Genomic DNA, 14,429 nt, shown 5'->3' with positions numbered 1-14,429 from the left:
TGGGACCCGCAGGTTCATTGATCCACAGACGGCTTTCCGGCGCAACTTCCGCGAGAAAGCCGTCCTTGATTGTTTAGAGCGACCAGCCCCCATCAACCGACACCGCCGCGCCGGTGACGAATGCACCCAGATCGGCGCTCATCCAAAGAACGGCGTCGGCGATCTCCTCCGGCTTGCCCAAGCGCCCGACCGGCTCAAGATCGATCGCCTTCTGAATGTCGCCGTCCGTGAACCGATCCATCATCGGCGTCTCGATATTGCCCGGCAGCACCGCGTTCACGCGGATGTTCTGCTTGGCGTAATCGAGGGCCGCGGCCTTGGTCAGACCGATGATCGCGTGCTTGGAGGCGGTGTAGGACGCGCCGCCCGCCACACCGCGTACGCCTGCACCCGACGACGTGTTGACGATCACGCCGTTACCCTGCCGCACCATCTGCGCCAGCTCATGCTTCATGCACACGAACGTGCCGCGAAGGTTAATGTCGAGGATACGGTCCCACTCGGCGAGTTCGATCTCGTGGACGGGCGCGGCCTTGTTCTCGACGCCGGCATTGTTGAACGCGATATCGAGCTGGCCGAAGCTCTCGACCACTCGGCTCACCGCCGCTTCGACCTGCTCGGGCTGTGACACGTCGCAGGCGATGACCAGGACCTCCGCCCCCGCCTTCCTCACCGCATCGGCCGTTTCAACCAAAGCGCCTTCTGTACGATCCAGCACGGCGACACGCGCGCCCTCGGCTGCAAAGGCGATGGCCGTGGCGCGGCCGATCCCGCTGGCAGCGCCGGTGATGAAGGCGACCTTGCCGGCGAAACGCTGATTATCAGACATGAAATACCTTTCCGGTTTGATGGGGAGCGCAGGGCGATCAGGCGTTCGCGCTCGATCGAGTCACCTGTCGCGGCTTGGCGAACACGGGGAAGGCGCTGGCCTTAGCCGGGCTGCTTCGTCAGGGTGGTCCATTTCCCGGCGATGTCGGGCTCGTACACCTCGGCCGTCCAATCGGCGGGAGCGACCTCCTCGAACCCGACCGACACCGCGTCCTCGCCATATCCAAGCGTTTCCATCACCCCGTTCGTGATGGTTTCGGTCAGACGCCCCTTCTGGTGTTCGGACTTGCCGTGCCAGAGCTTCACGATGACGTGCGGCATGGCATCACTCCGTGCCGAGCGAGCCGAAGTATTCCTCATCCGTCACCTTCTCCATCCACGTCACGGGCGTACCGTTGACCACTTCCTGAATGGCGACATGGGTCATGGCTTCATGCTGGGTCGCGCCATGCCAGTGCTTGTGCTCGGCGGGGCACCACAGGATGTCGCCTGCGTGAAACTCAAGCTTCGGCCCGCCGGCGATCTGCGTCCAGCCTACGCCTTCGGTGACGATCAGCGTCTGGCCGGCAGGATGGGTGTGCCAGGCCGTGCGCGCACCCGGTTCGAAATGGACGATGGCGCCGGACACACGCGACGGCGCCTCGCGCTGAAACTGCCCGGTGATGGTGGCCTTTCCGGTGAAATTCGCGGCGGGGCCGTTCACAATCTTCATCTCCGCCTTGCGCTCGATGCTCATGCGTGTCGCTCCTTGTTGCGCCTGTGCACCCACAGGCAGCAGCAGCGTGGCGAGGCACATTCCGGTCCTCATCATGGTTGCCGCCCTTCCGATCATCCGATCGCCACGATGACGATCGCTCCGAACCGTAATTTAGGGTGCTGACGGTGCTCGCATTACCGCCCCGGCCGGCAACGAGACGATGAACATTGCTCAACAATGAGCTAGGAGGTTGCCATGCAACCAAGCCGGGCAGACCTCGCCGACTTCGCCTATTTTCTGGCAATCGCCAAGCATGGGAGCTTCCGGGGTGCAGCCACCTCGATGGGTGTCACCACTTCAGCGCTTAGCCATGCGATCACCGCGCTAGAGGCACGGCGCGGCGTTCGATTATTGAACAGGACCACGCGCAGCGTGACGCTGACCGCAGCGGGTGAGGAGCTTCAGGCACTTATCGAAAGCCCCATGCAGGCCATCGCAGCGGCGAGCGACATTCTCGAACGTTATCGCGACACGCCAGCAGGCCGCGTCAGGATCAATGTTCTGGAGGATGCGGTCGAGCTGCTGCTCAAGCCGGTAATGCCGATCTTTGTGGATCGCTACCCGGGTGTCGCGATCGACATCAGTGTCACCAATCGCATGATCGATGTCATCGGCAGCGGCTTCGATGCCGGCATCCGGTATGGCGGCACAGTGCCTGAAGACATGATCGCACAGCGGCTGTCCCCGGACTTACGCTGGATCGCGGCTGCGACACCGGCATATCTCGCCCGGTTCGGTACACCGAGCGACCCGCAAGATCTGAAAAACCATCGATGCGTTGGCATCCGCTTGGGCAACGATCAGGTCTATAACTGGGAGTTTGAGCGTGACGGCAACGAACTCGCTGTTGCAACGCCCGGTCCGCTGACGATTGATGGCAGTCACGCTGCCGTGGCGTTCGGGCTATGCGGTGCTGGCATCGTTTACGCGACGCAGGCTGCACTCGCCCCGCACCTGGAAAGCGGGGCCTTACAGCCTGTCCTGGAGGATTGGGCGAGCGCAGGCAGCGGCTTCCACGTCTACTACTCCGGACGACGGCACCTTCCGACCGGGCTGCGTCTACTGATCGATCTCATCAGAGAGGTGCAGCCGTTAAGGGATTAGCCCTTTCCCGATTGGAAAGCTGTAGCGGGAACGCCGCCCGTGAAGCGCTCTGAGGACCGTAAGCAGGTTCCGCTTTCCCGGAAACTGTTCCCGATTGCTCGTTCCCGCAATTCCCAATCGAAGACCGAGAAACGGGAAAGGTCGCGCTGAACGATCGGCCGGCTTCGGCAGCGCGGTCCGCTTCCTTGAACGGCTACGATTGGGCGTGAGCGGTCATCCACCGGCGTGACCGAGCCCGCTGCTGTCGCAGCGGGTCCAGGAGCGCAGGGCCGAGAGGTAACCGCCTCAGCGGGAGCAGCGCTGCGCTGCTTGGGGGGCTCCACGCTGCCCCCGCTGCCACAAGGCGTGTCGCACTTCGGCTTGAAACCGCAGGACCGCCGGACGGCCGCACCATCAACGGTGGTGTCCGCTTCCGCATCGGTGCCGACTGATCCTTCGTAACTGCAAGCGGCTTGTCAAAGCATAGTTCTAGGGCTGCTCTTGCTCCCTCGACAATCGAAGATATCGCGGGTTGAACCCGGCTAGACTCCTCAACTCCGGGATGTTCAGGAGTCGAAGCTCGTACCCCCTCCGCTCGACAAGCTTACTCTCTCGAAGCGCTCTCATTATGCGGTTAACGTGAACGGCCGTAAGCCCGGTAGCGTCGCCGATCTCCTCTTGCGTTAGCGGCAGCGTGAACTTCGTGTCGCCCGCCAAACCGATGAGCCGCAGCCGAAGATGTAGTTCGCACAAGAGGTGGGCGATCATCTCGATAGCCGTGCGGCGACCTGTGCTGGCAAGCCACTGCCGCATGATGCCGTTCTCGACCACCGCCGCTTGCCAGAACGCCTGCGTCAGCCGCTGTGAGGAGGCCACACACTCTTCGAAGTCAGCAGTGGAAGGCTGAGCGACCTTGCATTCGGAGAGCGCCAGGACGTTGTGATCAAGCGCAGTCGCGCGTCCGCCCGTCTCGTCGCAAATATCACCTGGTAAGACAAACCCGGTGATACGACGGGAGCCATCGGGCAGAACGCTGTAGCGCGCCGCAATACCGCTGAGGAGGATGTGAACGCAGCCGCTTTCATTTCCCGCCATGACAATGTCGCGGCGCCGCGGGATCGTTCGGAGGTTACGGCATAGCCGACGAAGCGCAAGCCCGTCCTCGGGCAACAAGGATCCTGCAGAAGCAATCTTGCGCATGAATGGCTCATACAGAACCTCGTCATTCATCATCGTACCGAGGGCAGGAGAGCGTAGCGTGCCTGCTTTAGGCCTACCAAATCGGTTCAGTACGAAAGGTTTGGGATCGAGAGCCTCAGCGGAAATCTGGTGAGCCATAGCGAGCCTTATCTCATCTCCTGGTGCTGCTTGACGCCCGCGTGCTCGTGCTCAAGCACACCATCGAAACTAAACCGCTACCGAAACAAAAAGGTCCGCTAGAATCAGTGTCTTTCGCCATCCAATCTTCTCCGCGATCACCGGCCACTTTGGGGCGGCGCGAGACGGTAACCTGCCCTCGTTTTTGGCTTCTGACACGGCTATCTGGCGGGTATGGTGAAGACCCAGGCAGCCGGACCGCAGGTCCGGCGCCGCTGTTCGCCCGACGTCGTCGATGGGGTTCAGCTCACCGACGGAGGCCTCATGACCGACCAACCCGGATCCACGCCTGATCACGACGAGGATCCGCCACGTGTCTCGACGGGCAGCGAGGGGCTCGATGACATCCTCGGCGGCGGTCTCGATCCGAGCCGCCTCTATCTTTTTGAAGGTCATCCAGGCGCCGGCAAGACGACCATCGCACTCCAGTTCCTGTTGGATGGCGTGAAGCGAGGCGAGCGCGTCCTCTACATCACGCTTTCCGAAACCGAGCGCGAGTTGCGGCTGGTGGCGAGACGGCACGGCTGGTCGCTCGACGGTGTCGATGTCTTCGAACTCGTGCCGCCTGAGACAACGCTTGACCCGGAACGGGAGCTTACGGTGTTCCATCCGGCCGAGGTGGAGCTCGGCGAAACGACGAAGCTGATCTTCGACCAGGTCGAGCGGGTTAATCCAGCCCGGGTTGTGATCGACAGCCTGGCCGAATTGCGCCTGCTGGCGCAGAACCCGCTTCGATACCGGCGCCAGGTGCTTGCGGTGAAGCACTTCTTCGCGCGGAGGCGCGCGACCGTGGTCATGCTCGACGACCTGTCATCTCAGGACAACGATCTGCAACTCCATTCGATTGCTCACGGCGTCGTGCTGCTGGATCAAAGCGCGATTGAGTACGGGGCCGAGCGGCGTCGCCTACGTGTCGTAAAGATGCGTGGTATCCAGTTCCGCGGCGGCTTCCACGACTTCACCATCGAGAAGGGCGGCCTGGCGATCTATCCCCGCCTGATAGCGGCCGAGCACCACGCACCCTTCGTTGGAGACTTCACGCCTAGCGGCAACGCGGAGCTGGACGCGCTTCTGGGCGGCGGCCTGGAGCGTGGTACCAACGCCCTGCTGATCGGGTCCGCCGGGGTCGGCAAGTCTTCCCTTGCCTTGACTTACGCGATTGCGGCGGCGCAGCGCGGCGAGCACGTCGTCTTCTTTGCCTTTGATGAAGGAAGAGGGACGGTTGAGGCTCGCGCTCGGACGCTGAGTCTCCCACTCCAGGAACACCTTGATACAGGGCTGATCCGCTTCCAGCAGATCGACCCGGCGGAGCTGTCGCCGGGTGAGTTCGCGGCAAACGTGCGGCGTAGCGTGGAGACGGACCGTGCACGTGTCATCGTGATCGACAGCCTAAACGGCTACCTGAATGCGATGCCGGACGAGCGCTTCCTCATCTTGCAAATGCACGAGCTGCTTAGCTACCTTGGTCAGCAAGGCGTGCTGACGTTGCTGGTGCTGGCGCAGCACGGGTTGGTGGGGCCGATGGATACTCCGCTCGACATCAGTTACCTCAGCGACGCGGTCCTGATGCTTCGCTATTTCGAGGCTGATGGCACGGTTCGCCGAGCGCTTTCGGTGGTGAAGAAGCGCAGCGGTAACCACGAACACACGATCCGCGAATACCGCTTGGGCGACGGCGGAATCAAGGTCGGGCCGCCGCTCAAAGGATTCCGGGGCATCTTCTCCGGCGCACCCTCGTACGAAGGCGACGCGACCCCGCTGATGCCGGTCGGGACGCATGACCGGCACTGAGGATCCGCGCCCGCGAACCTTGGTCCTCGCGCCTATCGGGCGCGATGGTGCCGCCTCGGTCGCGCTTTTGCATGCGGCGGGCCTAGCCGCGCTCGCCTGTTCGGACCTTCCCGCATTGGTCCAGAGCCTGGATAACGACGTCGGCGCGGTTTTCCTTGCGGAGGAGGCGCTGTTCGGGAAGGACTTGAAGCCGCTCGCCGAGTGGGCCGGTGCACAGCCGCCATGGTCCGACTTGCCGTTCATCATGCTCACCAGCCACCAGGAACAGCCTGCGGTAGCGTGCTGGCGGCACGAGGTTGTTTCGACACTGCGCAACGTGTCGCTCCTTGAGCGCCCGGTTCAGCCGATGACGTTAACCAGCGCGGTTCGATCCGCGCTGCGGGCGCGATCACGGCAGTTCGAGGTACGCGAGCTGCTGGATGACCGCGACCGCGCGGCGCAGGAGCTTGAACGGCTTGTCTCAGAGCGAACAGCCGCGCTGGCCGAAGCCAATGCGGAGTTGCACCGACAGATGGAGGAGCGCGCCCGGATCGAAGAAACGCTGCGGCAGGCGCAGAAGATCGAGGCGATTGGGCAGCTCACCGGGGGCGTCGCTCACGATTTCAACAATCTGCTCATGGTGATCTCCGGCGGCCTCGACATGCTCGATCGCCAGACCGACCCTTCGCGCCGCGAACGTCTCATGAATGGGATGAAGCAGGCGGCGCAGCGCGGGGCGGGGCTGACACGCCAGCTGCTCGCCTTCTCGCGTCGCCAGGAGCTCAAGCCGGAGCCCGTCGACATCGCTCGCCAGATCGGTGGCATGCGCGAGCTGCTTGACCGTAGTCTCCGCGGCGACGTTCACGTCGTCTTCGACTTCGCCGAGGACCTCTGGCCAACCGAGATAGATCCCGGAGAGCTGGAGCTTGTGGTCCTAAACCTCGCCGTAAATGCTAGGGACGCGATGCCGGACGGCGGCACCATAACTGTTCGCGGACAGAACGCGCCAAATCTAAGCGTCGGCAACAGCGTGGGTGATTTTGTCAGGCTGTCGATCGAGGACACCGGCACCGGCATGACCGCGGAGGTTAGAGACCGCGTCTTTGAACCGTTCTTCACGACTAAGGACATCGGTCGCGGCTCGGGTCTCGGGCTCGCCCAGGTTCACGGCTTCGCGACGCAGTCTGGCGGCAGGGTCGAGATCGACACGGAGGTCGGCCGCGGCACGTCCGTGACACTGCTTCTTCCTCGGTCCACGAGGACGCCCCGCCCTGACGAGCGCCAACTCATCGACCTACATGTCGAAAGGACACGGCCTGACCTTGCCGGGTCAGTTCTCCTGGTCGAGGACGACGACGAGGTGGCAACCCTGGTCGAGCAGATGCTCGATCAGCTTGGCTACGAGGTAACCCGCGCGGCTAGTGCGACCGCCGCGCTGGGAGCGCTGGCAAATGGGCGCGACGTCGACATCATGTTCTCGGACGTCATGATGCCGGGGGGCATGAGCGGAGTTGAACTCGCCCGCGAGGCGCGACGGCGACGAGGAAACCTACCGATTCTCCTGACCAGTGGCTATTCGGAGGCTGCTCGCATTGGCGCCAGCGAGCAGGGAGTGAGGATCTTGCCCAAGCCCTACCGGCTTGCGGATTTAAAAGCCGCTCTAGCTCAAGCCGTCGAGGATCTGCACACTCGTGCGGATTGAGCGCGGCGCAGGAGAGGAAGACGAACCCCCCGCACGAGGTTACTAGCTAGCACAGAGCCTCTGTCGGCTAGGGACGGCCTTTGCCGCTTCGCAGCATCCACGCTTTTCCCTATTACCGACCGCTTTCAATCAAGGCGACGCTTGCGGCAAGCTCCGTGTTGCGAAATGGCTTGGTCAAACGCGGCAGATCGGGCGCGAGTCCCTCCACCTCCGCATAACCGGAAACTATTAGCACCGGCAAAGTCGGCTGCAATTCGCGCGCAGCGCGTGCGAGATCCACCCCGCTGATGCCTGGCATGAGGTGATCGGACACGAGGACGTCAGGCTCGAAACCGGTTCGTATCAGCTGTAGCGCCTCCTCACCCGAGGTCGCTTCCACCACTTCGAAGCCGAGGTCCATAAGCATGTCTGCGGTGCTCATCCTCACAAGCTCCTCGTCGTCGACTAGCAACGCGGTTCCACGGCTGTTGCGTGCTGGCAGGGTGTGGGCGGCTATCGTCTCATCGCTGGTCGCCGCGGCGCTGATAGGCAGCCAGAGCTCGATCGAGGTGCCGCAACCTGGCGTGCTTTCGATCAACAGTCCGCCCCCGAGCTGGGCAGCGAGACCTTGAACCATGGACAAGCCTAGTCCGGTACCCTTGCCTATGCCTTTGGTGGAGAAGAAGGGCTCGGTCGCGCGCTGAAGGGTCGGCCGATCCATGCCGATGCCCGTGTCGGTGACACACAGCCGCACATAATGTCCGCGTTTGAGGTCGGCGCGGCGCTTCTCGCGAACGCTTGCTCTCGTCGCCGTTATGGTCAGCTCGCCGCCGTCCGGCATTGCGTCGCGCGCGTTCACCGCCAGGTTCAGCAAGGCCATCTCAAGCTGGTTGAGGTCGGCGAGAGCAGGCGGAAGGTCGCTGGCGATGTCAACTCGCACATCGATCGTGGGACCCAGCGTTGAGACGATCAGATCAGTCATGCCCGTCACGAGCTGCCCCACGTCTACGGCCACTGGCTGGAGAGGCTGCCGACGTGCGAACGCAAGAAGCCGCTGGACGAGCGTCTTGGCCCGTTCCGCCGATTGCAAGGCGCCATCGATCAGGCGTCGTTCGCGGTCATTGCCTATGCCCTTGCGCACGAGCATGTCGAGCGAACCGATGATGGGGGTGAGTAGGTTGTTGAAGTCGTGAGCAACCCCGCCCGTGAGGGTACCCATGGCTTCCATCTTCTGGCTATGTCGAAGCGCCTCCTGAGCAGTCGCGAGTTCCGCTTCGGCAAGCAATCGTTCCGAGATGTCTGTCGCTTGGTGGAAGGCTCCTATGACGCGACCGCCCTCATCCTTGAGCGGCGTGTAACTGATCTCCCAGCATGGCGTCCCGAACTCCGGCCGACCAAACTCCTCCTGCACTGTGAACCGTTCGCCTGACAGCGCACGGCCCATCAGTGCGCGCATGCGCGGGCGCTGCTCAGGCGCAAACAACTCCGGGAAAACGTCACCAACGCGAGTGTTGAAACCATTGACGCGGCGAAATTCGTCATTGTGCGCCTTGTTGAAGGCGATCAGTCGGTAGTTCGTGTCGAACGCACAGATTGGCGCTGCAGTAGCTTCGATGATTTCCCGGTAACGCCGCACTTCCGCCGCGCGACTTATCTCGGCTGTGACATCGCGTCCGGTCGCGTAAGTCATGTCTCCAGCCTGCGCGGCTACCCAGGAAATCCAGCGAAGGGTTCCGTCCTTGTGCAGGTATCCGTTAACCACCGACGGCTCGCCACCAGCGGCGGCCAGCTCATAGGCTTTGGTCGTTTCGGCATGATCGTCGGGAATGACAAATTCGTTGACGTGGTGACCGATCAGTTCCTCCGGTGCATAGCCAAGTAGCTTGGTCCATGCCGGGTTTACGCGACGAAACACACCGTTGAAGTCGATCACGAGCATCAGGTCGGGAGACGTGTCCCACATGCGGTCGCGCTCTGCTGTTCGTTCAACTACCTGAGCCTCAAGGGTCTCATTCAAACGTTCCAGCTCGCGCTCAGCACGTCGCCGCTCAATCGCGGACCTCGTCCGGTCAGCCACCTCACGAACAAAAGCAAGCTCCCCGTGGAGCCACTGACGAGGTGTACCGGTGAGAAGGAACAGGATCGCTACCAGCCTGCCATCTTCAACAACGGGAAGGTTGACGAACGCGCGTACACCCACGCCTTCAAGCGCGTGCGCCGTGCGCGCGGTGCGCGGGTCGTCTCTAACATTCTCGATGACGACGGGCTCGCCTCGCTTCAACTCGTCAACATAGCTGCCGAAGCTGCGAAAACGATGAAGGCCGGCTAAACTTGTGGCACCGGAGGGTGTCCAATCACGGCTGATTAGGACGGTTTCCGCTGTTGCATCGACGTCGGCATAGCCTGATCTGTCGACCTCTAACGTTCGACCAAGCACCTCGGCGGCAGCGAACGATATGGCCGCTGGATCATCAAGCGAACGGACGCGATCGGCCAATTCGACGAGCGCGGCGGATCGAAGGAGTGACGCCTCCGTCTCCAGATGGCGGCCAATCAACTCCGCAAAAAGCTCGAAGGTCGCGCTGATCGCCGGGTCGCGAGGTCTTGCGGGCTCGGGGTCCAAGGCGCATAGAGTGCCGAAAAACTCGCCACGCCGGAGTATCGGTGCAGAGATGTAACTTTGGAAGCCATACTGCTTTGGGGTTTGGTGATTGCGGAATTCCGGATCTTCAGAAACGTGATCAATGGCGATCGTTCGCCTGCATATGCCGACCTCGTGACATAAGGTCGAGCGAACATCTAGCTCGCCACCTGGTTCGAGCCCGAATGCGATCTCATCGCGCACAGCGCAGGCCAGCCACCGGTCTGCAGTCACGCGGGCGACAGCCGCGAAGCGCATCCCGGTCAGACGGCAAGCCGCCTCCAGGATCTTGTCGATGGTGTCTAACCGGCTAACGGCGGCAGCGTCATGCTGGAGTGAGTTCACGTCGTCCTCTTGACCCCAGTGGGCACACCGTGTCCTCTCGATATGTCTAGGCTATATGGCGCATCGGGTAAACTCGTTCTCGGCTCATGCAGGTCGCCGCGATACAGCCACACTGGACAGGAAGCAGATTAATCAGGCGCTGTTATCATTAGTGGCGACCGGGTTGGCTGAACGGATGGCTGCTTACAAGACGCCTAGAAGCTGCGTTGAATGTCGGCAAATGGGCGTTTGCGGACATGCCGGATCGTCAGGGTTCCGCTTTAAGCACGAGGGCGACCTGCTCGGCCAGGACCTCGCCCGGCGTTCGGTACGCAAGGCACTTGCGTGGCGTTCGGTTGAGGCGGTCTACCAACTGCTCGAGCTCGGCTCGCGGTACCTGTGCGATGTCCGTATCCGACGGCAGGAAGCGCCGTACCCTGCCGTTGCTGTTCTCCACGCTCCCCTTCTGCCATGGCGCTGACGGCTGGCAGAAGTACGCGGTCATGCCCAGGCTCTCCCGTAGGCGCCCGTAGCCGGCGAACTCCGTGCCCCGGTCGAGTGTGATGGTGCGACGGAGGGAAGGGGGGAGGGTGCCGAGGTGTCGCTCGATGCCTTCCATGATGCCGGCCGAGTGGCGGCTGCTGTTGGGCGTAAGCACGGTGAAGCGGCTTCGGCGTTCAACCAGCGAGGTGAGGTTGGCTTTGCCGTGATGCACCTTGAACGCGATGAGGTCACCTTCCCAATGGCCAAAGTCGGTCCGCTCAGCGATGTCGGGTGGCCGGGCCGCGATGGTGTGGGCGAGTGGGATGTTCAGGCCGCGTGGCTTTCGAGCATAGCGACGTCGGCGTTTCCGCCTGCCGGTCGGCAGCAGGCGTGCCAGCTTGGCCGCCTGACCGTCGGGCCCATACACGAACTGGTAGATCGTCTCATGGCTCACCCGCAGCGGGCCCACGGTACGGTGCCGAAGGTAGCCGGCGATCTGCTCGGGCGACCAGGCGGCTTCCAGCCGGTCGACGACGTAGCTGGCGAGCTCGGGATAGCGGCCGATCTTGGCGCCTCTCAATCGTCGCCGAGCCGCCATGGAGTGCGCCGTAAGAGGAAAGTACCCGCGGAACATCGGCTCTTTTTCGAACCGGTGATTGCGCTTCAGCTCGCGGTAGATCGTGGACGGGTGGCGCCCGAGCTCGGCCGCGGCCTGGCGCGGACTTCTGCCGGCGCTGGTGAGCTGATATAGCTTGCGGCGTTCATCGAGATCCAGATGTGTGTAGCGGCCCATGCGCAACCCTCAGCCGGGTGGAACCCGCACTTAAGCTAGGTTTTCGCACTTCGATCTAGAATGCACCATCGCTTTGGTCGCACTCGGGGTAAATACGACCGCGCTCTGGGTGCTTTTCCGCTTTCACTGGTCAGAAGAGCCCTGATCCGAGCTAGGATCATAGCGACGAGCGATTACGACATTAGGCTGCCGATCGTGCTTGCCGAGATCGAGAGCTACCGCTGCCAACGACCGTTTCCGGCCAAAATCGGCCAATCCAGAGCCTTACTGACGTTTCCGTTTGCGGACATTCCGATATGACGTATCGTCGTCCTGTGCAAAGAGTAATGACCTTAATCGCGCTCGCAATCGCTTGGGCCCTCACCTCGGCTGCGATCAGGCCGAGCAACTACATGACGCCTTCTTACGCACTTGCGCACGCTGACGAGCTCGATGGCAAAAAAGTAACGGTCGGCGGCGTCGTCGATATCGGGACCAACTCACGTTGCTTATATGACTCTCTCCGGGCCGCGCGGGGGAAAAGCGGCGTTGGGTCACAGGTGATTACGCTTTCAGGAGGCGACAATCTGCTTCGGAGGCGGGATGAACTAAACCACCGCTTCGCCATCGCCACGGGAACCTTCAAGAAAGTTTTCAATGGGCCAGACGTAGTTGACCTCTATCAATGCGATGCCGCAGGCATCGAGCAGGATACAATCCAGCTCCTTCGCCGCTGAACGGCTCTATCAGCCTCCCCACTCACGAAAGAGGCCGGTCCGCAAACCTCCCAGCTCGGCCGCTGAACTCTTAATTGGCCGAGGACGCACGTAAGTCGCTAGGCCTAACGCTTGAAGGGAAACGCGCCGTGTCGATTGCTATTTCCTTTTTGCTCGCCTTGGACCCTGTTTTGGCGGCGGTAGAAGCTCAAGGATTTGGTCCGGCCGAGTCGCTCTTCTCGCCGGTTTCTTTCACAACTCAGGCGATCACTAAGAAGCTCGTGTTTTCCGAACCGGACCCCGACGCTTTTCGACAGACAACGGTATTCGAGATTGACACGGCCGACGACGTGTTGAGCGATTTTGTCGCCACAGATGTGCGTATGGGCGAATACGTCCGACGGGACGGCAGCATAGTCCGCGTCAGAGTATCACCAGTGCTATTTGCCAAGCAACGTGTCACATCTGTCGAAAGAAGCGTCTCACCGTTGCAGAACGGAAGCTCTTTCCCGCACGAGCAAGCGTTGAAAGCCGCGCCACAGATCCGCGGTTTTAAATACATCAGATCGATAAAGGTTGTCGGTTGTCAACGCATTGGGCTGTGGGCAAGTGGAACAACACCTGTCTCCACGCGCGTGGTGCTCTTTGATCAATGCGCGGATAGCGTCACGGCACCAGCATCAACGCTGCTTGGTGAAATCCCGTTTAAGGCGGACCTCATCGAGGTTTCGGTTGGGATAGATAGCCCACTTTGGGGCGTGTCAGTCATGCGATCGGAGACACGAGACAGCCCGTTCATGCTTGCCAATTTCCTGTGGTTTCGTCGGCCGGCGACTACCCAGCAGTGAACGGCTTGGCGTCGACCGCCGTAGCTTAAAATTGTTACGACGTCCCGTAGATACCCTCATGGAGGGACGATTGCGTTGGTGCCGTCTGACCTTAGCTCCAGCAATGGCTAATCTTTACATTTTCAAACCACCCGCTTCGGGATTACAGTGGCAGCTATGGCGATCCCGCTCCCGAAAGCTGCCATTCCGCTGTCCTGCCAATCTCGGCCATTCGCCCGGGACGACGGTCGGACGCACCTCGAACGTCTGAGATTGGCAGGATAGCAGACGTTGCGCCAAGTCGCCGAGCCGGTAATCTATATGCATGGAATCTGACGAGCTGCGCAGACGCCTCGCGGTCATCTTGGCCGTCGAAAAGCGAAAGCCCACGGACTGGCTCGAAGTGGAACGGCTAGCAAGCGAGCTTCAGGGCGAAGTCCTAATAGACGCCACACCGGAAGCTGTCCACCGTTTCCTTGACGACGCTGACATCCGTTCCCGCGATCACGCATACGCGGCTCGTCAACGCCGTGATGTACGTCGGTATGTCGAGCACGGAGATGACGACGGTACGCCTGTTCCGTGGTGGGGATGCGCTTTAGTATTCCTAGCCGCCGCGGGTGTGACCAAGTGGCTTTTCCTATAGTGAGCGAGCGTTCACGAGAGGGCGTTAGCGGACGTCAGCGCCGGATGACCTCGGCTGAGGCTCCCTCCGCCGCGACGTCCGCTTGTGGGAGGAAAGCAGAAGTTGGCGTCGAGCCGGTCTCAAATCCCTCCCGTCAACCAGACTAATTGGTAAGGGAATAACACCAGCGAGCACAGGCTCACTGCGATAAGGAGCCAGCCGGACCGCTCTACGCGCCGGTTGAAGATTACACCGCCGACAATCAGTGCGAGAACGATCAACAATGGTATCGCTATTGCCCGAGCTTGATCAAGCGTGCCCATACAATCGGCCGCGCACCGGGAGTTCCTCACCAAAGTGTCGATAGTTATAGCTGTAAGCCACACCCATGGTAGGCTTACCGCTAGCGTTAAAAAGTTCCCCGAGCGCATCATTGGTAGATTACGAGCCCTCGCCGACATTTTCAACGAGCTGCCGGCGGTACCGTGTGGTTTCGAGCGTACAAGCCTGGACAGGCGCTCTGAGGGCCGAGGTTGTGTCTCCGT

Annotated in this window: 11 protein-coding genes; 5 read left to right on the top strand and 6 right to left on the bottom strand. The window is 61.5% G+C overall.

What is annotated here, in order from left to right; translation table 11 throughout:
* Nucleotides 1-73: 73 nt before the first annotated feature.
* The 3 genes from ACMGDM_RS16440 to ACMGDM_RS16430 form a co-directional block, all read right to left on the bottom strand.
* Entirely contained in the window at nucleotides 74-829 is a 756-nt protein-coding gene (locus ACMGDM_RS16440) for an SDR family NAD(P)-dependent oxidoreductase (RefSeq protein ID WP_436805214.1), read from the bottom strand.
* A 101-nt stretch (nucleotides 830-930) separates the two neighbouring features.
* Nucleotides 931-1,149, bottom strand: a complete 219-nt coding sequence (locus ACMGDM_RS16435; RefSeq protein WP_436805213.1) for a tautomerase family protein — start codon at nucleotides 1,147-1,149, stop codon at nucleotides 931-933.
* A gap of 4 nt (nucleotides 1,150-1,153) precedes the next feature.
* The gene (locus tag ACMGDM_RS16430; protein WP_436805212.1) at nucleotides 1,154-1,564 is read right to left on the bottom strand and encodes a (R)-mandelonitrile lyase; all 411 of its coding nucleotides are present in this window, start codon (nucleotides 1,562-1,564) and stop codon (nucleotides 1,154-1,156) included.
* A gap of 216 nt (nucleotides 1,565-1,780) precedes the next feature.
* Between ACMGDM_RS16430 and ACMGDM_RS16425 the strand changes: the two genes are divergently transcribed.
* Nucleotides 1,781-2,689, top strand: a complete 909-nt coding sequence (locus ACMGDM_RS16425) for a LysR family transcriptional regulator (protein ID WP_436805211.1) — start codon at nucleotides 1,781-1,783, stop codon at nucleotides 2,687-2,689.
* A gap of 468 nt (nucleotides 2,690-3,157) precedes the next feature.
* Here ACMGDM_RS16425 and ACMGDM_RS16420 read toward each other — a convergent pair whose 3' ends face one another.
* Nucleotides 3,158-3,901: a Crp/Fnr family transcriptional regulator gene (locus ACMGDM_RS16420; protein WP_436805210.1), complete on the bottom strand. Its 744-nt coding sequence runs from the start codon at nucleotides 3,899-3,901 to the stop codon at nucleotides 3,158-3,160.
* Nucleotides 3,902-4,309: 408 nt separating this feature from the next.
* Between ACMGDM_RS16420 and ACMGDM_RS16415 the strand changes: the two genes are divergently transcribed.
* Nucleotides 4,310-5,836 carry an ATPase domain-containing protein gene (locus ACMGDM_RS16415; protein ID WP_436805368.1) on the top strand — a complete coding sequence of 509 codons (1,527 nt, stop codon included), beginning with the start codon at nucleotides 4,310-4,312 and terminating at the stop codon, nucleotides 5,834-5,836.
* Complete coding sequence (locus ACMGDM_RS16410; RefSeq protein ID WP_436805209.1) at nucleotides 5,823-7,517, top strand: ATP-binding protein; 1,695 nt, start codon at nucleotides 5,823-5,825, stop codon at nucleotides 7,515-7,517. The genes ACMGDM_RS16415 and ACMGDM_RS16410 overlap by 14 nt, the downstream gene beginning before the upstream one ends.
* Before the next feature lie 112 nt (nucleotides 7,518-7,629).
* Here the strand turns inward: ACMGDM_RS16410 and ACMGDM_RS16405 are convergent, their stop codons facing one another.
* Both ACMGDM_RS16405 and ACMGDM_RS16400 read right to left on the bottom strand, forming a co-directional pair.
* Nucleotides 7,630-10,482 (bottom strand): PAS domain-containing protein, encoded by a 2,853-nt coding sequence (locus tag ACMGDM_RS16405; RefSeq protein WP_436805208.1) that lies wholly within the window; start codon nucleotides 10,480-10,482, stop codon nucleotides 7,630-7,632.
* Nucleotides 10,483-10,729: 247 nt separating this feature from the next.
* On the bottom strand, nucleotides 10,730-11,737 hold the full coding sequence (locus ACMGDM_RS16400; RefSeq protein ID WP_436805207.1) for an IS30 family transposase: 1,008 nt from the start codon (nucleotides 11,735-11,737) through the stop codon (nucleotides 10,730-10,732).
* 326 nt (nucleotides 11,738-12,063) lie between these two features.
* On the opposite strand from ACMGDM_RS16400, the gene ACMGDM_RS16395 reads away from it, so the two are divergent.
* Complete coding sequence (locus ACMGDM_RS16395; RefSeq protein WP_436805206.1) at nucleotides 12,064-12,453, top strand: hypothetical protein; 390 nt, start codon at nucleotides 12,064-12,066, stop codon at nucleotides 12,451-12,453.
* Between the two features lie 74 nt (nucleotides 12,454-12,527).
* Nucleotides 12,528-13,280: a hypothetical protein gene (locus ACMGDM_RS16390; RefSeq protein ID WP_436805205.1), complete on the top strand. Its 753-nt coding sequence runs from the start codon at nucleotides 12,528-12,530 to the stop codon at nucleotides 13,278-13,280.
* Nucleotides 13,281-14,429 lie beyond the last annotated feature (1,149 nt).

It is taken from the genome of Sphingomonas larreae (assembly GCF_051400595.1).
In the GTDB taxonomy this organism is placed as follows: domain Bacteria; phylum Pseudomonadota; class Alphaproteobacteria; order Sphingomonadales; family Sphingomonadaceae; genus Sphingomonas.
Note: the sequence above shows the minus strand (reverse complement) of the source record. Positions and strands in the feature narration are given on the sequence as shown.

Coding starts and splice junctions, on each gene's coding strand:
- ACMGDM_RS16440 (WP_436805214.1), bottom strand. CDS start 829: ATGTCTGATAATCAGCGTTTCGCCGGCAAGGTCGCCTTCATCACCGGC.
- ACMGDM_RS16435 (WP_436805213.1), bottom strand. CDS start 1,149: ATGCCGCACGTCATCGTGAAGCTCTGGCACGGCAAGTCCGAACACCAG.
- ACMGDM_RS16430 (WP_436805212.1), bottom strand. CDS start 1,564: ATGAGCATCGAGCGCAAGGCGGAGATGAAGATTGTGAACGGCCCCGCC.
- ACMGDM_RS16425 (WP_436805211.1), top strand. CDS start 1,781: ATGCAACCAAGCCGGGCAGACCTCGCCGACTTCGCCTATTTTCTGGCA.
- ACMGDM_RS16420 (WP_436805210.1), bottom strand. CDS start 3,901: ATGATGAATGACGAGGTTCTGTATGAGCCATTCATGCGCAAGATTGCT.
- ACMGDM_RS16415 (WP_436805368.1), top strand. CDS start 4,310: ATGACCGACCAACCCGGATCCACGCCTGATCACGACGAGGATCCGCCA.
- ACMGDM_RS16410 (WP_436805209.1), top strand. CDS start 5,823: ATGACCGGCACTGAGGATCCGCGCCCGCGAACCTTGGTCCTCGCGCCT.
- ACMGDM_RS16400 (WP_436805207.1), bottom strand. CDS start 11,737: ATGGGCCGCTACACACATCTGGATCTCGATGAACGCCGCAAGCTATAT.
- ACMGDM_RS16395 (WP_436805206.1), top strand. CDS start 12,064: ATGACCTTAATCGCGCTCGCAATCGCTTGGGCCCTCACCTCGGCTGCG.